This window comes from Pseudomonas putida (assembly GCF_028682175.1).
GTDB lineage: Bacteria > Pseudomonadota > Gammaproteobacteria > Pseudomonadales > Pseudomonadaceae > Aquipseudomonas > Aquipseudomonas putida_AD.
Genome location: NZ_JANHKS010000002.1, coordinates 147,744 through 169,406, shown reverse-complemented (window position 1 = coordinate 169,406; position 21,663 = coordinate 147,744). Strand labels below are relative to the sequence as shown.

Annotated in this window: 20 protein-coding genes; 13 read left to right on the top strand and 7 right to left on the bottom strand. The window is 59.2% G+C overall.

The window, feature by feature from the left end; translation table 11 throughout:
• Nucleotides 1-38 precede the first annotated feature (38 nt).
• The 7 genes from NPS29_RS02390 (at nt 39) to NPS29_RS02360 (ending at nt 8,139) form a co-directional block, all read left to right on the top strand.
• Nucleotides 39-926, top strand: a complete 888-nt coding sequence (locus tag NPS29_RS02390; RefSeq protein WP_274130479.1) for a LysR family transcriptional regulator — start codon at nt 39-41, stop codon at nt 924-926.
• 88 nt (nt 927-1,014) lie between these two features.
• Nucleotides 1,015-1,797: an aldolase gene (locus NPS29_RS02385; protein ID WP_274130478.1), complete on the top strand. Its 783-nt coding sequence runs from the start codon at nt 1,015-1,017 to the stop codon at nt 1,795-1,797.
• Between the two features lie 168 nt (nt 1,798-1,965).
• Nucleotides 1,966-3,240: an MFS transporter gene (locus tag NPS29_RS02380; RefSeq protein ID WP_274130477.1), complete on the top strand. Its 1,275-nt coding sequence runs from the start codon at nt 1,966-1,968 to the stop codon at nt 3,238-3,240.
• A gap of 216 nt (nt 3,241-3,456) precedes the next feature.
• Nucleotides 3,457-3,690 carry a hypothetical protein gene (locus NPS29_RS02375; RefSeq protein ID WP_274130476.1) on the top strand — a complete coding sequence of 78 codons (234 nt, stop codon included), beginning with the start codon at nt 3,457-3,459 and terminating at the stop codon, nt 3,688-3,690.
• Between the two features lie 171 nt (nt 3,691-3,861).
• On the top strand, nt 3,862-5,466 hold the full coding sequence (locus NPS29_RS02370) for an inorganic phosphate transporter (protein WP_274130475.1): 1,605 nt from the start codon (nt 3,862-3,864) through the stop codon (nt 5,464-5,466).
• A gap of 10 nt (nt 5,467-5,476) precedes the next feature.
• Entirely contained in the window at nt 5,477-7,342 is a 1,866-nt protein-coding gene (locus NPS29_RS02365; RefSeq protein WP_274130474.1) for a pyruvate kinase, read from the top strand.
• A gap of 236 nt (nt 7,343-7,578) precedes the next feature.
• Nucleotides 7,579-8,139, top strand: a complete 561-nt coding sequence (locus NPS29_RS02360; RefSeq protein ID WP_274130473.1) for a hypothetical protein — start codon at nt 7,579-7,581, stop codon at nt 8,137-8,139.
• Between the two features lie 82 nt (nt 8,140-8,221).
• Here NPS29_RS02360 and NPS29_RS02355 read toward each other — a convergent pair whose 3' ends face one another.
• Entirely contained in the window at nt 8,222-9,100 is an 879-nt protein-coding gene (locus NPS29_RS02355; RefSeq protein WP_274130472.1) for a LysR family transcriptional regulator, read from the bottom strand.
• Nucleotides 9,101-9,235: 135 nt separating this feature from the next.
• On the opposite strand from NPS29_RS02355, the gene NPS29_RS02350 reads away from it, so the two are divergent.
• Nucleotides 9,236-10,105 carry an SDR family oxidoreductase gene (locus NPS29_RS02350; protein ID WP_274130471.1) on the top strand — a complete coding sequence of 290 codons (870 nt, stop codon included), beginning with the start codon at nt 9,236-9,238 and terminating at the stop codon, nt 10,103-10,105.
• A gap of 85 nt (nt 10,106-10,190) precedes the next feature.
• Here the strand turns inward: NPS29_RS02350 and NPS29_RS02345 are convergent, their stop codons facing one another.
• The 5 genes from NPS29_RS02345 to NPS29_RS02325 form a co-directional block, all read right to left on the bottom strand.
• Nucleotides 10,191-10,787, bottom strand: coding sequence for a hypothetical protein (locus NPS29_RS02345; RefSeq protein WP_274130470.1), 597 nt, complete (start codon nt 10,785-10,787; stop codon nt 10,191-10,193).
• Between the two features lie 1,049 nt (nt 10,788-11,836).
• Complete coding sequence (aldA, locus tag NPS29_RS02340) at nt 11,837-13,270, bottom strand: aldehyde dehydrogenase (RefSeq protein ID WP_274130469.1); 1,434 nt, start codon at nt 13,268-13,270, stop codon at nt 11,837-11,839.
• 18 nt (nt 13,271-13,288) lie between these two features.
• Entirely contained in the window at nt 13,289-14,086 is a 798-nt protein-coding gene (locus NPS29_RS02335; protein WP_274130468.1) for an HpcH/HpaI aldolase family protein, read from the bottom strand.
• 77 nt (nt 14,087-14,163) lie between these two features.
• The gene (rhmD, locus tag NPS29_RS02330; protein ID WP_274130467.1) at nt 14,164-15,348 is read right to left on the bottom strand and encodes an L-rhamnonate dehydratase; all 1,185 of its coding nucleotides are present in this window, start codon (nt 15,346-15,348) and stop codon (nt 14,164-14,166) included.
• 16 nt (nt 15,349-15,364) lie between these two features.
• Nucleotides 15,365-16,663 carry an MFS transporter gene (locus tag NPS29_RS02325; protein WP_274130466.1) on the bottom strand — a complete coding sequence of 433 codons (1,299 nt, stop codon included), beginning with the start codon at nt 16,661-16,663 and terminating at the stop codon, nt 15,365-15,367.
• A gap of 124 nt (nt 16,664-16,787) precedes the next feature.
• Between NPS29_RS02325 and NPS29_RS02320 the strand changes: the two genes are divergently transcribed.
• The 5 genes from NPS29_RS02320 to NPS29_RS02300 all read left to right on the top strand — a co-directional run bounded on the left by NPS29_RS02320 (nt 16,788) and on the right by NPS29_RS02300 (nt 20,962).
• Complete coding sequence (locus tag NPS29_RS02320) at nt 16,788-17,732, top strand: LysR family transcriptional regulator (RefSeq protein ID WP_274130465.1); 945 nt, start codon at nt 16,788-16,790, stop codon at nt 17,730-17,732.
• 117 nt (nt 17,733-17,849) lie between these two features.
• Nucleotides 17,850-18,731 carry an amidohydrolase family protein gene (locus tag NPS29_RS02315; RefSeq protein ID WP_274130464.1) on the top strand — a complete coding sequence of 294 codons (882 nt, stop codon included), beginning with the start codon at nt 17,850-17,852 and terminating at the stop codon, nt 18,729-18,731.
• A complete protein-coding gene (gene rhaM / locus NPS29_RS02310) occupies nt 18,731-19,051 on the top strand; it encodes an L-rhamnose mutarotase (protein ID WP_274130463.1) in 321 nt (106 codons plus the stop codon). Before NPS29_RS02315 ends, rhaM begins: the two co-directional genes overlap by 1 nt.
• Before the next feature lie 40 nt (nt 19,052-19,091).
• Nucleotides 19,092-20,150 carry an L-rhamnose/proton symporter RhaT gene (gene rhaT / locus NPS29_RS02305; RefSeq protein ID WP_274130462.1) on the top strand — a complete coding sequence of 353 codons (1,059 nt, stop codon included), beginning with the start codon at nt 19,092-19,094 and terminating at the stop codon, nt 20,148-20,150.
• Nucleotides 20,151-20,191: 41 nt separating this feature from the next.
• Nucleotides 20,192-20,962: an SDR family NAD(P)-dependent oxidoreductase gene (locus NPS29_RS02300; RefSeq protein WP_274130461.1), complete on the top strand. Its 771-nt coding sequence runs from the start codon at nt 20,192-20,194 to the stop codon at nt 20,960-20,962.
• Between the two features lie 102 nt (nt 20,963-21,064).
• Here the strand turns inward: NPS29_RS02300 and NPS29_RS02295 are convergent, their stop codons facing one another.
• Nucleotides 21,065-21,655 carry a VOC family protein gene (locus NPS29_RS02295; protein ID WP_274130460.1) on the bottom strand — a complete coding sequence of 197 codons (591 nt, stop codon included), beginning with the start codon at nt 21,653-21,655 and terminating at the stop codon, nt 21,065-21,067.
• Between the last annotated feature and the right edge of the window lie 8 nt (nt 21,656-21,663).

Sequence of the window (21,663 nt, the reverse complement as noted above, 5' to 3'; positions counted from 1 at the left end):
GGGCGTCGTTTTCCCAGGAACCGCGAAGGAGGCGTAGCGTGAGTGAAGAACAGGACAAAAAGATCCGCAATTTCCTATCCATTTCACTGCACGGATCCATTTCCAGGGCTTCGGAGTTCCTCGATATTTCGCAGCCGAGCTTGAGCCGTCAGTTGGCGAGCCTGGAGGCCTACATTGGCCAGCCGCTGTTCAAGCGTACCGGTCGAGGTCTCGTATTGACTGATGCAGGAACACAACTTGCCTCGGTCGCAGGACCCGCCTTCATGTCGGTTGATTCAGTGGTATCGCAATTGAGGGACGCCTACGGAGTGACCCAGGGCAATCTTCGTCTGGCGACGGTGCACACCCTGACGTATTACTTTCTGGGGGAGGCCGTCTCGCGCTTTGTGCATACCCACGAAGACGTGAACGTTTCTTTCATGGCGAGAAGCTCGACCGATGTAGTCAAACTGGTGGAAAACGGTACAGCCCAGCTTGGACTGGTCTACGACAGTGAAGTGGCCTCGGCAGAGTTGGCTTCCACCCATCTCTTCAACGAAAGGATGGCGATTGTCGCCAGGCAAGGTGATTCGCTTCTGCAGTCGCCGGTCAACCTGGTTGAAACCCCGTTGCGACTGGTCGTGTTCTCCACGGGTTACGCATTGCGCAGGATGCTCGACGTCAGTGGCTTTTCATACACCGTCACCGCAGAAGTCGAGACAGTGGATGCGATGCTCGAACTGGTTGCCGCAGGTGTAGGTGCCTGCATCCTTCCGGCGCTGATTCCCGACCGGGTACTCACGCAATACGGTCTGGCGCGATCACTTGATTACTCCCCCCGATTGGCCAGGAAAGTCGTCGCCATCCAGAGGACCGACTCGGCTCCCCGGGCGATGACGAGAGCTTTCCTCGACATGGCGATTCAGACTGCGCGCGGGCTGTACTGAAAAGCAGCTATAACCCTGGCCGCATCGCACCGGCACTGGTGCCAACCCTATTCTTGGGCCGTGGAAGCCCGAGAACAGGAGATGAGTCATGAACCAGAGCCTTCGCAGCAAAGAATACTTCGATCAGCGAGCCACTGAAGAAATGGGCCGCTTGCTCAAGACCAGGGACATGTCACAGAAGGAGCGGCTGGCCTATGCGGCGCGCATCCTCGCCATGACAGGTCAGGAAGCCGGGCTTGCAGGGCAGCTCACCGCCCGTTCGGAGCGGGAAGATACCTACTGGACCCTCCGTTTTGGCCTTGGGTTCGAGGAGGCCACCGCCGAAGACTTCATCGAGGTCGACCAGGACCTCAACACGGTCACCGGCGAAGGGATGGCAAACCCTGCCACACGCTTCCATCTGTGGGTCTACCGAAACCGCCCCGATGTGATGTCGATTATCCATACCCACTCGCCATGGGCCTCGGCCCTGGCCGCTGCACGTCAGCCACTGGTCATTTCGCAAATGGACATGACTCCCTTGTTCAATGATTGCGCCTTTCTCTCGGAATGGCCCGGTGTGCCGATTGCCGACCACGAAGGCACGCTGATATCCGAAGCCTTGGGCGGGATGAAATCGATCATCCTGGCTCACCACGGCTACCTGACCGCGGGCGTCTCTATCGAAGAAGCCACCTACCTCTCTGTGTATCTGGAACGCGCAGCGCGCATGCAGCTGCGTGCCAAAGCCTATGGGGACCTTACCCCGGTCGATCCAGTGCTGGCTCAAGAGGCACACGACTACCTCCTCAAGCCTTCAATCGTCCGCGCCACATTCGAGTACTGGTGCCGCCAGACCCACCGCGCGCCGGGTATGCCGGCCTTCACCTGACCGAACTCCTACGGATGCCCCACGCTCCCGGGCATGGGTAGCAAGCAGACGAGTCAGACAATAAACCTGAAACTGCGGGCCTGAAAAATGCCAAAAACAATGAGAGACGCAGAGTGTGCAACGCGGTCCGGACGTTCCCAGACCATAACGGCCGGGCTGGCCAGTCTGATGGGCACTACCATCGAGTGGTATGACTATTTCCTGTACGGGACAGCGGCAGCGCTGATCTTCAACAAGATCTTCTTTCCGGATTTCGACCCGGTAACCGGAACCCTCGCGGCATTCGCCACCTACGCGGTCGGGTTCTTCGCACGTCCGTTTGGCGGCATCGTGTTCGGACATTTCGGTGATCGGCTGGGGCGCAAGTCCATGTTGCTGATCACGCTGTTCATGATGGGCATACCCACCATCGTCATCGGCCTGATTCCTTCCTATGACAGCATTGGTTACTGGGCGGCGGTTCTGCTCGTTGTCATGCGATTGCTGCAAGGCATCGCGGTAGGGGGAGAGTGGGGAGGTGCTGTGCTCCTTGCGGTCGAACATGCTCCCGAGGGAAAGAAGGGACTGTTCGGCAGCCTTCCTCAAACCGGGGTAGCGCCAGGTCTCATCCTGTCTTCACTGGCCATGGGCGCGGTCGCGCAGATGCCGGAAGAGGACATGCTCAGTTGGGGCTGGAGAATTCCCTTCCTGGCGAGCGCAGCGCTGCTGTTGGTAGGCTGGTACATCCGCGAGAAGGTCTCGGAATCCCCGGATTTCGTGGCGGTGAAACATGAGCCGAAGTCAATTCCGCCCTTGAAGGCAGTGTTTCGTGATCATCGGGTAGAACTGCTGGCAGTCGCGGGAGCTCGACTTGCCGAAGTGACGTGGTTCTACACGGTCGCAACCTTCTCACTGGCCTACGCCACCAAGACATTGCTCGTGCCCAAGCAGACCGTGTTGTCGGCTGTCGTCTGGGGCGCCGCAGTTGCGATGTTCACCATGCCGATATGCGGGTGGCTGGCCGACAAGATGGGCCAGCGAAGAATGTTCGCTTATGGAACAGTCGGACTTATCATTTTCGCACCGGTGTTTTTCCTGCTTCTGCAGACTCAAGACGCTGCCTGGATCACGGTTGCCATGATCATTGCGATCGGTCTGGTCTATTCGCTGCTCTACGGCCCTGAGGGGGCGCTGTTCGCTGCTCAGTTCAAACCCGAAGTGCGTTACACCGGTATCTCGGTCGGGGTGCAGGTCTCCGGTGCAATCGGCGGTGGCTTGGCCCCGCTGGTGGCCACCTCGCTGCTCGCGTTCGGCAACGGCAACCCGCTGTACATCAGCGGTTACCTCATGGCGTTGGGCGTCTTAGCGCTTATCTCCGTGCGGGCGATGAAAAGCGTTTCACCGCCTCTGGAAGTGAAGAAGGGAGAGACGGTCAAGCCGTTCGCCGCGGAGCAGGCCAGTTAATTCGACGTCAGGGATTCAAGAGTCAGTCGCGTCGACAACGCACAGGTCAGGGAAGACCTTTCTGGCCTTGGCTTATCCCTTCCGTATCAAGCATTCGCTCGGGCGCTCGCATCCTGCCGCTCATCATCGATCCGCCGCCCGTCTTGGAATGCTCATGAACGAGCGTTACCCTCCAATGACTTCATCTCCCGCAGACTCAAACAAGAAGGGGGCGCCATGAGTTGTCTGATTTGCGCAGGCCACGCTGAAACCATCGAGAGCACAGAGGGTTGGGAAGAGCGTCGCTGCGCGGAGTGCGGCCGCTATCGCATGTCCCTGGCACTGGTGCTCAGCTTGATGGAGCCGGGGCAGATCTTCGACACCGAGAGAATGCGCAGCTGGCTAAAAGCGCAGCGGTGTGCCGTTTCAGTGCCGTCCATCGATGTCGACGAAGCGCTGTTGGCTGAGTAGAGCAGTCCGTGAAGTCACTGTCCGCTCTGGAGAGAGCAAGCCAATCGTTTGAGTGGAGTTTGGGCCCGTTAGTCTAAAGTCTCGGCGTATCGTCCCTGATATCGCCACTGGTAAGAAAAGCGTCATCTGCGCTGACTAGGTTGAAGTCTCACTTTGAGCTGAGACAACAACATGAACAATTCAGCCGCCCATGACACTGCCCATCTTTCACGCCCCAAACTCGATCATGCCCTGAGCCGGCGAAGTCTGGCGCTGTTCTTCGGCCTGCTGGTCGTCGGTGTGATCGTCAGCGGATGGGGCATCGTTCAGGACGTCGATGACGCCGGAGCCGTGGCCACTACCTGGCTGCCCTATGGCCTGCTGTGCCTGGCGCTGGTGATTGCGTTGGGCTTCGAATTCGTCAACGGTTTCCACGACACGGCCAACGCGGTGGCGACGGTGATCTACACCCACTCGCTGCCGGCGAACATCGCGGTGGTGTGGTCGGGCTTCTGCAACTTCAGCGGCGTGCTGGCTTCAAGCGGCGCGGTGGCCTTCAGCATCATTGCGCTGCTGCCTGTGGACATGATCCTCCAGGTCGGTTCGGCGAACGGTTTCGCGATGATCTTCGCGCTGCTGATCGCCGCCATCGTCTGGAACCTGGGCACCTGGTGGCTGGGGCTGCCGGCGTCTTCATCGCATACCCTGATCGGCTCGATCCTCGGCGTCGGGCTGGCCAATGCCTGGATGCAGGGCCGCTCTGCATCGGACAGCGTCGACTGGTCGCAGGTGTCCAAGGTGGCCTACGCGCTGTTGCTGTCGCCACTGGTGGGTTTGGTCTGCGCGGCGGGATTGCTGCTGCTCCTCAGGCTGCTGGTCAAACAGAAAGAGCTGTATCAGGAGCCCAAGGGCCAGAATCCGCCACCGCCCTGGATTCGCGGGCTGTTGATTCTGACATGCAGCGGGGTCTCCTTCGCCCACGGCTCCAACGATGGGCAGAAGGGCATGGGGCTGATCATGCTGATTCTGGTGGGCACCTTGCCGATGGCGTACGCGCTGGACCGCGCAGTGCCGGTGACCCAGACCACCCAGTTTGTGGCGGTCGCGCAGGTCACCCATCAGGGGCTGACCAACGAAGCCAAAGGGCGCCGCGTGGAGGATCCGCGCACGGCGCTGATGGAATACGTGCGCACCCGAAAAGCCAGCGAAGACACGATTCCTGCGCTGGCCGCCGTGACCGGGATCATCGCCGACGAGGTGAAGAACTACGGGACGCTGGCCAAGGTGCCCGCCCAGGCCATGACCAACGTGCGCAACGACATGTTCCTGACTTCGGAGAGCATCCGGCTGCTGGGCACCCAGCACCTTGATGACTTTTCCGCGGACACGCGCACCAACGTGGCCGAATTCAAACGCCAGATCGATGCGGCCACGCGCTTCATTCCGTTCTGGGTGAAGATCGCCGTGGCCATCGCGCTGGGGCTTGGCACCCTGGTGGGTTGGCGTCGCATCGTCATCACGGTTGGCGAGCGGATCGGCAAGGCGCACCTGACCTACGCCCAGGGCGCCAGCGCTGAACTGGTGACCATGGCAACCATTGGCGCAGCCGACGTGTTCGGCTTGCCGGTGTCCACCACCCATGTGCTCTCGTCGGGCGTCGCCGGCGCCATGGCCGCCAACGGCAGCGGCCTGCAAATGGCCACGGTGCGCAACCTGATTCTGGCGTGGGTGTTCACCCTGCCTGCCGCCATGGCGCTCTCGGCACTGCTGTTCTGGCTGTTCCATTCCATTTTCTGAGTGCCGAGCCATGAACGCCATCCAGTCCGCCGGATTCTCTAGCCTTGATGACGACGCCATCAAGGCCGCGCTGCGTGAAACCCTGTTTCTGCGAAACAAGATGACTGCCGCCCAAGCGCGGGTCGAGGACATGCACCTGCATCCCGTGCACCTGGCCAGCGCGCAAAACCTGCTCGCCTACCTGGCACTGCGTCGCCATGACATCAGGCCCTTGCAGCAGACCCTGTCCAGGCTCGGGCTGTCGTCGCTGGGGCGTTGCGAAGCCGATGCGCTGACCGCACTGGACCGGGTCATCGAGGTGCTGCAGCGGTTAAGCGCCGACTCGCAAACACCCTCTGCCACATCGCCACAGCTCAAAGACAACGCTGAGGAACCGCTGGAGGCCCACACCCAGGCGTTGTTCGGCGGGCAGCCTCCAGAGCGTGGCACCCGGATCATGGTCACCTTGCCCAGCGAGGCCGCCGCCGACTACGGGCAGGTCAAGGATATGTTGAACGCCGGGATGGACTGCGCGCGGATCAACTGTGCCCACGACACCGCGCAAGACTGGGCGCGGATGATCGAGCACGTGCACCGTGCATCGCGCGCGTTGAGCAAACCGTGCGCGGTGCTGATGGACCTGGCCGGGCCCAAGCTGCGCACCGGCCTGATCGATCCCGCGCCTGCGGTACTGCGCCTGCGGCCGAACCGTGACGTATTCGGTCGCGTGGTCACGCCCGCCCGGGTGTGGCTGCACCATGGCGAGCACATGCCCGCACAAGAGCAACAGGCCATCCAGGTGCCGCGCAAATGGCTTTGCAGTCTGCTTGTCGGCGATGTCATTGCCTTGAGCGACGCCCGCGAGTCCAGGCGTCGCATGCGCATTACCGAGGTGAGCGACAACGGTTGCTGGGCGGCGCTGGACAAGACTGCCTACCTGGTGCCCGGCGTGACCCTCAATCTGAAAAAGCGCAACGGCCGCAAGAAGTCGGCGCGAGTGCTCGACGTCTCGCGCAAGCCCGCGCAAAGCATCAAGCTGAAAGAAGGGGACATCCTGCTGCTGACCCGGGACGCGCGCAGCGGCCGCAGTGCCATGCTCGATCAATCAGGCCAGGTCAAGGCACCGGCAACCATCGGCTGTACGCTGCCCTCGGTGTTCGCTGACGTTAAAGTCGGCGAGCCGATCTGGTTCGACGACGGCAAGATCGGCGGGACCATCCAGACGGTCGAACCCGACGCGCTTCACGTCCTGATCAATCACGCCCCTGGCGGTGCGAAGCTCAAGAGCGACAAGGGCATCAACCTGCCCGACAGCGATCTCAAGCTGGAGGCGCTTTCTGCCAGCGACATCCAGGCGCTGGAGTTCGCCTGTAAAAACGCCGATGGGGTGCAGATGTCGTTCGTCAACAGCGGCGCGGACATCGAGTCACTGGCGGGCCATCTGATCCGCCTGGATGCATTGAACATGGCGGTCGTGCTGAAGATCGAAACCCGGCAGGCCTTCGACAACCTCGCCCAATTGCTGATCGCAGGCATGCAACTGCCCAGGCTCGGCGTGATGATCGCCCGTGGCGACCTGGCCATCGAAACCGGCTTTGAACGCACGGCCGAGCTGCAGGAAGAACTCCTGTGCATCTGCGAGGCCGCCCATGTGCCGGTCATCTGGGCCACGCAAGTGCTGGAAACGCTGGCCAAGACCGGCAGCCCGACCCGCGCCGAAATGACCGACGCCGCCACAGGCGCTCGCGCCGAATGTGTGATGCTGAACAAGGGCCCGCATATCCTGGAAGCCATTCGCTGCCTGGATAACGTGCTTGGGCGCATGCAGAGTCATCGGCGCAAGAAGGTGGATCTGATGCGAAGATTGGGAGTGGCGAATCTGCGGCCGGTGGGTTAGGGCGGGCGATTGCCGAGTCTTATCGAGTTCATGTGGCGAGCTCCTGTTGGAGTGTTCTCTCGTTGCAACTTCAGGTACTGGAGACTTCCCATAAACGATGGAGAGACGAATCTCAAGTTTGAAGAATTTCGCCGATACAGTCACGGATGCAACCGGTAGCGCAAGGCTCTAGAGCGGCGCTTTCCGGTGCATGTCAGGTCAGATCACTCGACATACGCGACAGTACGGAATTTTTTATGAAACGGATTGAAAGAGACTTCGTCACGCTATTCAACTACCTCTGGTACAAAGACTTTCCCGTAGATGAATCCGCAGGTTTGGCCAATCGTGCCAACTGGACAATCCACATGGGTCTGGTCGTTCGGCAATGCTCCAGCCTGCTTGGCGCACGGGCGCTTTTTGAATCTGGCGGGCGTACTGATGCAGTGGTGCAATACTCTGATAAAGACGTTCTGACCTACGTCGAGTGGGAGTGGAAACGCGCTCACACGGATATCAATGAAATCGAGAAGTTGCGCAGCAAGGCTGCGCAGGCAGTCTTCCAGACCTTCATCGGCTATAGCCGTGTCGAAGATGTTGCCAAGGCCCTTGAGCAGACATTGCAGACCTGGACCGACGCAGACAGCCCTTTGATCTATTTTCTTATCACCTACGAGGTGGTCAAAGGAAACCGTCACTTCAAAGACCTGGTGACCTACCAGTTCACGAAAAACCGCTACAAGAAAATACGCAGCCAGCCTGCGTTGCCCTGGATGGTCAATCGCAAGAAGTTTATCAATGCTGATGAGAACACCTGAGGCGTTCTTCTTTGGTTGACACCTCGTGTACACGACGGCCGATGATTTTTTCCCGCCGGGATGAACGGCCGTTCGTGAGCGACTAGGGGATCGAGAACGACCCATCTGGATACTGGCTGGATATGAACGCCACAAAAGCCCGAACCTTCGGGCTTTGCAGACGCCGCGACGTATGCAGCACCCAGAGTTCAGTCTCGTTGTTTGCAGCACCCCACGACACCAGCTCGCCTCTTGCCAGCGAAGCGCCAATGATCGATTGCGGCAACATCGCTGCACCTGCGCCAGCGACCACGGCGTCGCGCATTGCCAGCAGCGAAGACAGTCGCAGCACTGGCCTGGGCTCGACGCTCAACAGGCCATCATTGACCGACCATAGCGTTCCGTCCGTATAGGTCGTCATCACCACGGCAGGCACCCGGCCAGGTTTATCGGCGCACCCACTCGGAATCGGCACCGATGGCGCAGCCACCAGAACCATCCGGTCCCTCGCGAAGCATCGTCCCACCAGGGTGCTGTCACTGCTCGGATTGATTCGAATGGCAACATCGAATTGTTCGTCGACAAGATCGATGAAGCGATCTTCCGATACAGCCTCGATTTCCACGTCGGGATAGATGGCCTGGAATGCGGCCGCAAGCCTTCCGAGCGCGAGCTGCGAGAACAGCAACGGTGCAGCAATACGCAGTCGGCCCCGTGGCGCTGCGACGCCTTCTTTTGCCGCATCGACTGCTTCGCTGACTTCCCGCATCGGGCCTTCGATCCTGGCTATCAGGGCTTTCCCTGCTTCGGTCAATTCGAGACTGTGGCTGCCTCGCTCGATAAGCCTGACACCCAGCGCATCTTCAAGATCAGCCATGCGGCGCGACAGTGTCGCCTTGGATCGACCGCTGGCGCGGCTGGCTTTGCCAAAGCCTGCGTGGGTCGCAACCAACTGGAAGTCACTGAGGGCATTGAGGTCCATGTCGTCTCATTTATGGTACGAGGTGTATCGATTTTAGGCTCTTCATCCAGGATATGGAACCCCTTATCGTGAGGCCATGCACACGCAATACCGCAGTGTTGCTTGAACAACCTGACTATCACGAAGGAAATCATCATGACCATTCTTGTTACCGGCGCGACTGGCAATGTAGGCGGCCAGGTAGTTGAACAGCTCGTCAAGCGCGGTGCCGACGTCCGCGCACTCGTCCGTGACCCATCCAAAGCCAACTTCCCGGCGAGTGTCGAAATCGTTCAGGGGGACCTGCTCGACGTAGACTCATTGCGTAAAGCATTCGCTGGCGTCTCGACACTCTTTCTGCTGAACGCAGTGGTGGCAGACGAGTACACACAGGCAGTGATCGCCCTCAACATCGCCCGGGAAGCCGGCATCGAGCGCATCGTCTATCTGTCGGTGATTCACAGTGATCGCTTCGTGAACGTGCCGCATTTCGCAGGCAAGTACGGGGTCGAGCGGATGATTGAACACATGGGGCTCAACGCCACGATTCTGCGTCCCGCTTACTTCATGGATAACGATCACACGATCAAGGATGTAATCACCCGCTACGGCATCTACCCGATGCCAGTGGGCAGCAAAGGCCTGGCGATGATTGATACCCGGGACGTTGGCGAGGTTGCAGCCATCGAGTTGCTGCGTCGTGAACAGTCGTCTGTACCGTTGCCAATGGAACGGATCAATCTGGTAGGCCCTGACACCCTGACCGGCACGGACATTGCCGCTCTATGGACTCAGGCACTGGGCCGTCCAATCACCTATCCGGGTGAAGACACTGCCGCGTTTGAGCAAAGCTTGCGTCAGTTCATGCCCAACTGGATGGCCTATGACATGCGCATGATGAGCGAGCGTTTCATCACAGACGGCATGATTCCGGAAAAGGGTGACGTGGAACGTCTGACCCAGATGCTCGGGCGTCCACTTCACGCCTATCGCGAGCTCGCGGCTCAAATCGCTGCCTCGGTTTGAGGTCGCCCCACATTCGCAGGGGGGAGACGGCCGATGGTGTTGATGTTCGACACCATTGGCCGCTGTTCTGCGTAAAGCTCAACGGCTAACTGTGTTTCTTGCAAACGTTGTAAACCTGATTCTGGTCCATCGATTCCACGCGCTGCCCATAGCCTGTCATCAAAACCAGTTTGCGCTCGGTAATGCCAGTCGGTTGATAGGGCATACCCTGGGCATCGAGGTGGGGAAGGAAGCCGGCGGACGTCATCTGATCAATCAATTGCTTGCGAAGGGGAACGTTAATGAGTCCCCTGTTGTTGCCGGTTGTCAGGAATACCGGGCGATCAGCTTTCAATAACCACACTGGCTGTGCGCTGACATCACCCTTGAAAATGTACATGCAGTCGGTTGAAGAACTGGCGAACTCAGCCTGACGGACATAATGGCCTTTTTCATACCCCACAAGTGTGAGCAAGCCAGGCTGAACCAGCGCGAGAGCATCCACCGTGTCCACGCCTTCCTGTTGAATGCCATAGTCGAAATAGGACCATTTCAGAGGAAGCACGCCGGTGGGTGCATGCTCCAGCTTGAGGTCCTGCTTCATACGGGCCAGATCTTCAGGTGTTTGATAGGGTCCTGTACTGCTACAGGCTGCAATAAGCGCGGCGCAGCTTCCAGCGAGCAGGGCGTTCAGGCGTTTCATTGTCACTCTCCGTGTGTTGATGTCGGCGTTGCTGACTGAGCGGGGGGGAGGGATGCTATCAGAAATACTGCAGAGTTCGTGATGTGTGCTCGGAGGCTACTGCTGGCCGTCAGTTCTTCAGGTTTCGTGGCATTCGGTTGGCTGGGACGGCGGTGACTCCGGCTATGATAAGCGTTTATCAGAGAACGAAATCAATGAGCTGGCGGCGACAGCGAAAGCAGGCAATTTACAAGGGAGACGATTGTGAGGAGTAGCCTAGGCGTCACCCTTGGAGTCCTATGCCTCTTGAGTGGCGCGGTTTTTTACACGCTTCTGTTTAATCTCGAACCGCCCGGGTTTTGTGAAAATAAAGGGCGTGTCCTATCTGACATGGAGTTTACGAAAGCCGCCTTTAACATGCTTGCACTTCAGCGTCGTGACTACTTCGTTGATGTGGGAGACCCGTTGAAAGTCAGAAGAAAATTATACGATGAAAGATACTCCACATGGTCCTCAAACTTTAACGCAGAAAATTGCTGTGCGGTCATTAGGGAGAGCGGGTTTTGGCGACGACTTTTTGGTATGCAGACAGTTGTCGTCGAGATCTGGCCTCGGCCAGAAGCGGGTGACGAAAGAATCATGCAAACCTATGACGTCTGTGGATGGCTTGGATCATCAGATTCAGGCACGCCGGATTCATTGAAGAGGCCGATTAATGTTCTTGAGCAGGGATTGCAAGATCAGCTACGACTGACTCCAAACTGGAGTGAAAGAAATTACTGATCTTTGCCTTATTGATTAAGCAGGCCGACATTGATTAAACGACCGCTCCTGGCCCATCGCAAACTGTCTACCTGAGACGACCATGCTCAGTTATCTGTGGATCGGTGCAAACGATGTCGATGCGTCCGTAGCCTTCTACGACTCACTCTTCTACGTTGCCTACCTCAGAGATCCGACCGGTAACAAAGTCGCTGTGTTTTTCAACGGCTGACAGCCGAGGTTTCGGGCGGTTATCGGGTAAACGCGAAAGGGGAGCGCGACCATCAGTCTCGTTCCCCTTTTTGTGATCAGGCCTGCAGATACACCACATGAGTATGGGTGTATTCGTACAAGCCGTGCTTGCCGTCAGCGCCGCCAATCCCTGATTTGCGAACGCCTGCGTGGAAGCCTTGCATGGCCTCGAAATTCTCCCGGTTGATGTAGGTCTCGCCGAAATCGATCTCGCGAATCGCGTGCATGGCCTTGCTCAAATCCCGGGTGTACAGGGATGACGTCAGGCCGTATTCGCAGTCGTTGGCCAGCGCAATGGCTTCGTCGAGGTCATCGACGATCTGGATGGGCAGCACTGGCCCGAAGACTTCCTTGCGCATGATCTCCATGTCCGCACGGCAGCCTGCAAGGACTGTGGGTTGGTAATGAAAGCCCTGGCCGAGATCTGCGATGTCGCCGCCGGTGATGAGGGATGCGCCTTGCTCCCTGGCTTTCCTGACCTTGGCGGCGACGCTGTCCAGGCCCTGGCGATTGATCAACGGCCCCATCTCGACCGAGGCATCGGCAAGCGGGTCGCCATAACGAGTTGCGGCCATGGCAGCGCTGATCTTCTCGATGAACTGATCGGCTACCTGACGCTCCACGTAGACGCGCTCGGCGCAGTTGCAGACCTGGCCGGTGTTGATGATTCGCGAATCCCTGATCGCCTTGACGGCCAGATCCAGGTCAGCATCCGCCAACACGATGGCAGGCGCCTTGCCGCCCAGCTCGAGGTTGAGTTTGGTGATGTTGGGCGCCGCTGCGCTCATGATCCGGGCGCCGGTCTCAACGCTGCCGGTGAAGCTGATCAGGTTGACCTGCTCGTGCGCCGAGAGTGCAGCACCCACTCGTCCGTCGCCGCTGACCACATTGAACACACCAGGCGGAAGGTCGACTTCTGCAACCAGCCGCGCGAACTCGAAGCAGTTGTTGGGGGTTTCTTCACTGGGTTTGATGACGATGGTATTGCCTGTGACCAAGGCCGGCGCCATCTTGCGAGCGATCAGGAAAAACGGGAAGTTCCACGGCAGAATGCCTGCGACGACGCCCAGCGGCTTGCGAAACATGAAGATGTTCTCGCCTGGCCGGTCACTGGTGATGATTTCGCCCTCGATCCGTCGTGCCCACTCAGCCATGTAGTCGAGGTAGTCGGCGGTGAAGTTGACCTCCACTTCAGCAAGGCCCGAGGTCTTGCCTTGCTCCAGGGTGATGGTGCGGGCCAGGTGGGGAACGTTTTCCCGCAGCTTGTTGGCGATCTTGCGCAGGTAGCTTGCCCGGTCATTTGCGGGGCGCCGGGCCCAAGCTGATTGCGCGGCCCGGGCAGCGGCCAGGGCACGGTCGACCTGATCTGCATCGGAGGCAGGGACCTTGGCCAACAGGGCGCCGGTCGCCGGGTTCAGCACTTCGAAATGTTCCGAGGCCGATACGAACTGGCCGTTGATGTAGTTCTGATAGACGGGTACTGAGGACATGGTCTGGCTCCTTCCTGATCAATAGGTTCTGGATTCGCTGCGCTGCTCGGTTTCACGGTACCGGGCAAGGTTGGCCAGGGCGGCCTGGCGCATCAGGCTGATGTCGATTGCGACAGCGATGAACTGGCAACCCCAACTCTGATAACGACGAGCGTCCTCTTCGGCCGGGGCCAGGATTCCGCTGACCTTGCCGGCAGCGAGGGTGGCGTCGATCGCCTGCCTGATTTTTTCCTGCACCTCAGGATGGGACGGATTGCCGATGTGACCCAGACCGGTGGACAGGTCGGCCGGGCCGATGAAAACCGCATCCACACCCTCAACCGCTGCGATCTGCGCAACGTTTTCGACGCCGGTGCGTGACTCCACCTGCACGATCAGGCAGAGCTCTTCATGGGCAGTGTCGATGTAGTTGGGAACACCGTCCCAGCGAGTCGCGCGGGTCAATCCACCGCCGACCCCGCGAATGCCATGGGGCGGATAACGCGTCGCCCTGACCAGCGCTTGCGCCTGCTCAGGCGTCTCGACCATCGGAATCATCAGGTTCTGTGTGCCGATATCCAGCAGCTGCTTGATCAGTACCGGGTCGTGTCCGACCGCGCGCACGATGGGGGCGGTGGAATAGGGGGCCACCGCCTGCAACTGGGCCAGGATCGATGGCACGGTATTAGGGGCGTGTTCACCGTCAATCAGCATCCAGTCGTAACCGAAGCTTGCGGTGATTTCTGCGGCGTAGCCTGTGGCGAATCCCGCCCAGATGCCGTACAGCGGCTCGTTTTTGGCCAGCGCAGCCTTGAAAGTATTGCGGGGCAGTTTCATAGCGCAACGTCCTGTGGAATGAGATAGGTCGCGGTGGCGGCCCGCCGACACCTATGGATCGGCGAGCGCTGATCCGGTCAATGCTGGTAAGGGCGGTGCAGCTGGCATTCCGGATTCAAGGTCACGCCAAAGCCCGGCTGATCGAGCTTCGACAGACGCATGCGGCCGTTCTCTGGCACAGGCTCGCCCAGCAGTTGCGGGTGGAACATGGGGACTACCTGATCTGCCTTAGGCGCCATCATCAGGAATTCGGCGAAGGGGCTATTGGTGCGCGTGGCGACGAAATGGTAGCTGTACACCGATGAACCGTGCGGCACGACCATGGCGCTGTGCGCGTCGGCCAGCGCCGAGATCTTGATCAGTTCGGTGATGCCGCCGCACCAGCCGACATCGGGCTGGATGATGTCGCAGCAGCCCATCTCCAGCAGCATGCGAAAGCCCCAGCGGGTTGCCTCATGCTCACCGGTGGTCACGAGCATGCCAGTGGGCACGGCCTTCTTCAGCGCGGCGTAACCCCAGTAGTCGTCCGGCGACAGCGCTTCTTCGATCCATTTGAGGCCGAACTCTTGAGCACCGTGGGCCAGCCGCGTGGCGTAGTTGAGGTCCAGGCTCATCCAGCAGTCGAGCATCAGCCAGAAATCCTTGCCTACCCGCTCGCGCATTACGGCCAGCTCTTCAAGATTCTTGCGAAGGCCTTCTTCGCCCTCGGCTGGGCCATGGTGCAGCGGCAGCTTCCCGCCGATGAAGCCCATCTTCTGCGCCAGATCCGGACGTGCGCCGGTGGCATAAAACTGCAGTTCATCGCGCACTGCACCACCGAGCAACTGGTGTACCGGCTCCTTGCGCACTTTGCCGAGCAAATCCCAGAGCGCCAGGTCGATACCCGAGATGGTGTTGATGACCAGGCCTTTGCGGCCGTAGTACTGGGAGGCGAAGTACATCTGGTCCCAGATGCGCTCGATATCCGTGACCTTGGCGCCCTCCACGAAACGGGCCAGGTGCTTCTCGACGATGTAGGCCGCAGGTTCCCCGCCGGTGGTCACGGCAAAGCCGATGTTGCCCTCCGAATCCTCGACCTCGACGACCAGGGTGCCGAGCACGTTGATGCCGAAACTGCGACGACTCTGGCGATACTCCGGGTACTTGCTCATCGGCGTGGCGATGTGATCGTCGATCCAGTGACCGTCGCCTTGATCGTGATAGTCAGCGCCACCCCCACGAAGGACAAAGGCGCGAACATGTTTGATGGTTGGTGTGGTCATGGTTGATTCCTTTAGATCAGATCTGGAAGGTGGGTTGCTTGTGAGGCGTGGCGACGCGGGGAGGGCGAATGCCCATGACCAGCGCTGCAGAAATCAAGGTGGTGATGGCGAGCAGATAGAGGCCCGCGGCGGGAGACTGAAACGCGCCTTCAGCCCAGTTCTTGAGGATGGGCGCAATGAAGCCGCCCAGCGCCCCGAAGGAGTTGATCAGGGCGATGGCGCCTGCAGCGGCGGATCCTGCGAGGAAACTCCCCGGGAACGTCCAGAAGACAGGCTGGACTGCAATGAAACCGGACGCGGCGAAGCACAGCGCGAGAATGCCAATCAGCGGGCTTGCAAAGCTGACGGAGGCGGCGATCCCCAGCCCGGAAACCACCAGTGTCAGCGCGGCCACAGTGCGGCGCTGGCCGGTACGGTCGGCGATGGCCGGCACCTTCCAGGCAGCCAGCAGTGCGCACAGCCAGGGCAGGGCGCTGACAAGGCCCACCATCAGCCCGACCTTGGTACCCAGAAGACCTGCCACCTGGCTTGGCAGGTAGAACACCACGCCATAGACGCTTGCCTGTATCAGCAGATAGATCAGGCACAGGTAGAGCACCGCCGGCTGCATGAGCACTTTGAGCAGGCTGCCGTGGGCTTGTTTGTGGCTGTCCTCGGCATCCAGCACGGCCTGAAGTTGGCTGCGCTCCTGAGGGGTCAACCACTTCGCGTCGCTCGGCCGATTGTCCAGATAGAAGTACGCCCAGACGCCCACCGCAGTTGCCATCAGGCCTTCCACAGCGAACAGCCACTGCCAGCCGTGAGTCCCCAGCACACCATCGAGCTCAAGCAGCAAACCGGAGAGGGGACTGCCGAAGATGAAGGCCAGCGGAGCGCCGAAGTAGAAGAAGCCCATGGCCTTGCCGCGAGCAGCACTGGGGAACCAGTAGGTCAGATACAGGATGACGCCTGGAAAGAAGCCGGCTTCCGCGACCCCCAGCAGGAAGCGCAGTACGTAGAAGCTGGTTTCGGTGTGTGCGAACACCATGGCCGCCGATATCAGGCCCCATGTCACCATGATCCGACACATCCACAACCGGGCGCCGACCCTGTGCATGATCAGGTTGCTGGGGACTTCGAGTAACGCATAGCCGGCAAAGAAGACGCCCGCACCGAAGGCAAACGCAGCGTCGCCGATGCCGGTGTCGGCCTGGAATGCTTGCTTGGCAAAGCCCACGTTGGCCCGGTCCAGAAACGCCATGATGTACATCAGTAAGAGGAACGGCAGCAGCCGCCATGAAACCTTGGCCAGCAGGGATGTGGGGAGAGAGCTCACGTCAGTTTCCTTTTCTTGGAATTATTTGACTGCGTAGGGCTGACTCTACTGCGCGTCAGTGATGCGTGACCAATCGAATTAAGCTTATAGTTGATACCTTGAAGTTATCGATAGGAGCGAGGGTATGAGCGTCGAGCGGTCACCTCAGCAGTTGTTCAGCCGGTTGCGTTACAAGCATCTGCAGATGCTGGTCGTGCTGGGGTCGAGTCTGAATCTGCACCGGGCCTCACTGAGCATGAACATGTCCCAGCCGGCGGCGACACGCATGCTGCAGGAAATCGAGGACATGTTTGATTGCGAGCTCTTCGAGCGCTTGCCTCGGGGAATGCGACCTACGGCGCTGGGGCGCGAACTGTTGCGCTTTGCAGAAGCGGCGCTCAGTGGCCTGGATCGGGCCTCCGCGGACTTGGCTGCGCGCAAGCTGGGCGGATACGGTTACCTGTCGATCGGCACGATCATGGGCGCCGCTCCGGATCTGGTGATGAACGCGGTGGCCGAAATCAAGGCGCTTCATCCTCAACTGCGCATTCGAATCATGGGCGACACCAGCGACCAGGTCGTGCAATTGCTTGAGCAAGGGCGCGTGGACATTGCAGTCACGCGGCGCAGTCCGATCAATGACCGTGAACACTACGAGTTCGAGCCTTTGGGCAACGAGCGACTGATTGCCGTCGTTCACAGCGGCCATCCTTTGGCCAAACGTCGCAAACTGCAGTGGAAAGAGTTGGTGACGGATTGGCCATGGATCCTTCAACCCGAAACCAGTCCCGCACGGATCGCCATCGAGCAGGCATTGCAACGGCTTGAATTGCCAATGCCGGCCGACATCATCGAATGCAGTTCGGTGTATTCGATGCAGCAATTGGTGCAGCTCACGGACGCGCTGATGGTGCTTTCCGAGTCCGCGATGCGTGATTACTTGAAGATGGGACTGGTCAAGGCCTTGCCGGTAACCCTTGATGCACACATGGCACCGTTCGGTTTGTTGCGCCGCAAGGATGAGCCGGTGAGTCGCGAGTTGCAGCACTTCATTGACCTGTTGAGAAAGCGTGCCTTTGAGGCGCCTTGAGCAAATCGGTGCTACCGATACCAAACAGGTATCGCTCCTAAACAAAAATCGATTAGTCACGTATCGGATAGCCACCTACAGTCGCACCCAATAACAACAAATCTGGACGGACGCAGCATGACTGCAGAGCGTTACACGGGCCCTGTCATCGACAGCCATATCCATTTGTTCGATGCCTTGCGACCTGAAGGAATACCCTGGCCTCAGCCCGGCCACCCGCTTCATGGCGTCTCCCTTCCGCAAAACTACTGGGCACTTGCCAGCCAGCAGCAGATCATCGGTGCGATAGTGGTCGAAGCCAGCCCTTGGCGTCTGGACAATACCTGGTTGCTTGAGACCCTGCGCGATAGCCCAAAGATGCTGGGCTTTGTCGGCAACCTGTCGCCCTTCGATGCAGATTTTGACGATGACCTCAGCCTTCTTGAATCAGAACCGCTGTTCCTGGGATTGCGATACGGAAATCTCTGGGACAGGGATTTGCTGGAGGATCAAAGCCGCCCGGGGTTCATCGACGCCATGAAGCGGCTGGCGGCCAGCGGTCGAAGCCTGGACAGCGCCAATCCCGATCCACGCCTGATAAAGGCTTTGCTGCGTCTGAGCGACGCCGTACCCAACCTGCGGATTGTCGTGGACCACCTCCCGAATGCCGCAGTGCCTGAGCAGCAAATGGCGGATTTTCAGCGAGATGTGTTCGCGCTGGCCGAACGGCCCAACGTGTTTGCCAAGCTTGCGGAAATTCCTCAGCAGACCGGGCAGGGCGTTGTGAACGATCCTGCCTGGTACCGGGATCGCCTAGCCTATCTCTGGGAAGCCTTCGGTGAGGATCGGTGTTTCTTTGGCAGTGACTGGCCCAACAGTGATTCGATCACCGACTTTGCGAGCACGGTTGATCTGGTCAGGAGTTACATGGCCGACAAGACGGTTGAGGTTCAGGAAAAGTTTTTCCTGCGCAATGTCGCACAGGCCTATTCGCTACCTGATCTGAAGAGGGCGGGATAATGCCGGTCCGCGCCTTTCGCATGAACCTCAATCCCGGCCAGGCGGAGGAATACCGCAAGCGCCACGACGAGATCTGGCCAGAGTTGATCGACGCTCTGCGCATTGCCGGCGTGCGGGATTATCGAATCTTTCTTGACCCCGACTCGCTGGCGCTGTTCGCCGTGCTGACCCATGACGATGAGCATCTGCTCGATGAGTTACCCCGCCTTGCGGTGATGCAGCGCTGGTGGCAGCACATGCAGTCGATCATGCCCAGTCACCCTGACGCCTCACCCATCACTGTGGATCTGCTGCCCGTGTTCAGCCTGAATCGGGACTGAATACTTTGTCACGCCAATAACAAAAAAAGGGATAGTGAACGTGGAAATCATTCTGCTCGGCGTTTTGTTGCATTTCATTGGGGGATCAGCCTCCGGCAGCTTCTACATTCCGTACAAGAAAGTGCGAGGGTGGAAGTGGGAAAGCTACTGGATCACGGGTGGGCTGGCCTCCTGGCTCATCGTTCCGCTGATCGCCGCCCAACTCACCGTACCAGGCTTTGTCGACATTCTGCGCGAGGCGGACAGCGTCACGTTGTTCTGGACCTATGTGTTTGGCGTGCTGTGGGGGATCGGTGGACTGACGTTCGGCCTGACCATGCGTTACCTGGGCCTGTCACTCGGCATGTCCCTGGTCATGGGCCTGACCTCCGCTCTGGGGGCTCTGATGCCCGCGCTGTATCGCGATCTGTTCACCGATGCCAAGGCCGGCACGCTGAGTGAAATGGTGACCAGCTCAAGCGGTAACTGGGTGCTCTGGGGCGTTGCCGTCTCTCTGGTGGGAATCGCGCTGTGTGGTCGCGCGGGAGTGCTGAAGGAGCGAGAGGTCAGCGACGAGACCAAATTTGCCAGCATCAGTGAATTCTCCCTGAGCAAAGGCGCACTGGTTGCGGTGATCTCCGGCGTGCTGAGCGCCTGCTTCAGTTACGGCATCAGCGCGGGCCGCCCATTGGCAGAAGCTGCGGTGCAACACGGTGCCAACTCCTTGTTCCAGAACAACGTGACGTTCATGGTGATCATGTGGGGCGGGCTTACCACCAACGCCATCTGGTGCTTGTGGCTCAACAAACGCAATAACAGCTTCGGGGACTACGTGAACACGCAGACGCCTCTGCTGCGCAACTACTTGCTCGTCGCGTGCGCAGGAACCCTGTGGTTCCTGCAGTTCTTCTTTTACGGCATGGGTGAGACCAGGCTGCACAACGACGCCAGTTCATGGGTCTTGCACATGTCTTTCATCATCATCGTATCCAACTGCTGGGGGCTGTATTTCCGGGAATGGCAGGGCACCACGGCATCGAACAAAGGTGTGCTGGTCTCGGGTATCGCCGTGATCCTGGGCGCCATTGGTATGGTTGGTTATGGCAATTATCTGAGCTGAATCCTGACCGGACTCAGTCTTCGCTATCCAAGGAGTTTTCTATGTTACTGGCAGGCAAAACGGTCATCATCACTGGCGCTTCCCGCGGTATCGGTCGTGCCGCCGCGAAAGAGTGCGCAAGGCAAGGCGCTCGTGTGGTCATCGGGCACAGCGGCAGCGCGCAGGGCACTGAGGCAGCGCGCAGTCTGATCGAAGAAATAGCAGCATTCGATGGGCAAGCCGTTGAAGTGGGCAGCGATGCCGCCGATCCCGATACCGGAGATCGCCTGGTGGCCGGCGCACTCAAGGCTTTCGGCAGCGTCGATGTATTCGTCAACAACGCCGGCATCTGCCCCTTCCATTCATTCCTCGACATGCCGCGTGAGGTCTATCTCAAAACCGTGAACACCAACCTCAACGGTGCTTACTTCGCTGTTCAGGCTGCTGCGAATCAGATGAAGAAACAGGGCAAAGGCGGGGCGATCATCGCGGTCAGCTCCATCAGCGCACTGGTGGGCGGCGCCATGCAGACTCACTACACGCCAACCAAAGCCGGCCTGCATTCGTTGATGCAGTCCTGCGCCATTGCCCTAGGGCCTTACGGCATTCGCTGTAACTCCGTGCTGCCCGGCACCATTGCGACCGATATCAATAAAGAGGATCTCGCAGACGAGGAAAAGCTGGCCTACATGGAGTCCCGTACGCCACTGGGGCGTCTTGGCGAGCCTGATGACATCGCAGGCCCCATCGTGTTTCTGGCTTCCGATATGGCGAAGTACGTGACGGGCGCCTCGCTGTTGGTGGATGGCGGGTTGTTTGTCAATTTGCAGTAGTTTTTGTGCAAAACGCCCGAATTTCACCCCTGGAGAGAGGCTGGCGTGAGAGAAGACGCCCGCCCGCAGCCGTCGGCGTCAGGCGCCGACGGCATAAGCGTCTCAATTGGCGGGATGTTTCGGATTCCAGAGCCGCGCTTTGGTCGTCCTCTCGTAACCCTTGCCATGGGGGTAACCTACCAGCTCCATTTCCGAGCCCCAGGGTGAGAGGAAATGCACCCAGGTTTCGCCTTCGGTATCGCCAGCGGTCATGGTCATCGGCTCACCCAATACGGTGATGCCTTTGGACTTCAGGTAAGCGACGCCGGCCTTCACGTCATCGGTATAAAAAGCGACGTGCGAAGCGCCCAGGTCCTCTGCAAACGGCACCTGATCGCTGCTCGTCGAATGCGAGTATTCAAACAGCTCGATGTTCGACCCGGTTGAGCATCGCACCATCGAGATAGAGAGGCTTTTCGCCCGTGGTGCCACAGGGGTCTTGTGATCTGCGGCCAGGGACGCAGTCATGTCGAATGGCCCGATGTGGGTCACTGGTGTACACCCGAAGGTCGTGGCGAGGAATTGCTCCGCTTGGGCCAGATCCGGGACGTTGATGCCCACGTGATCGATACCGGCGGTCTTGATGCCCGGCACTTGTGCCCACGCTGTGAAACTGACTGACAACAACATGAATACTGCTGCAATGAACTTCATTCTGGGTT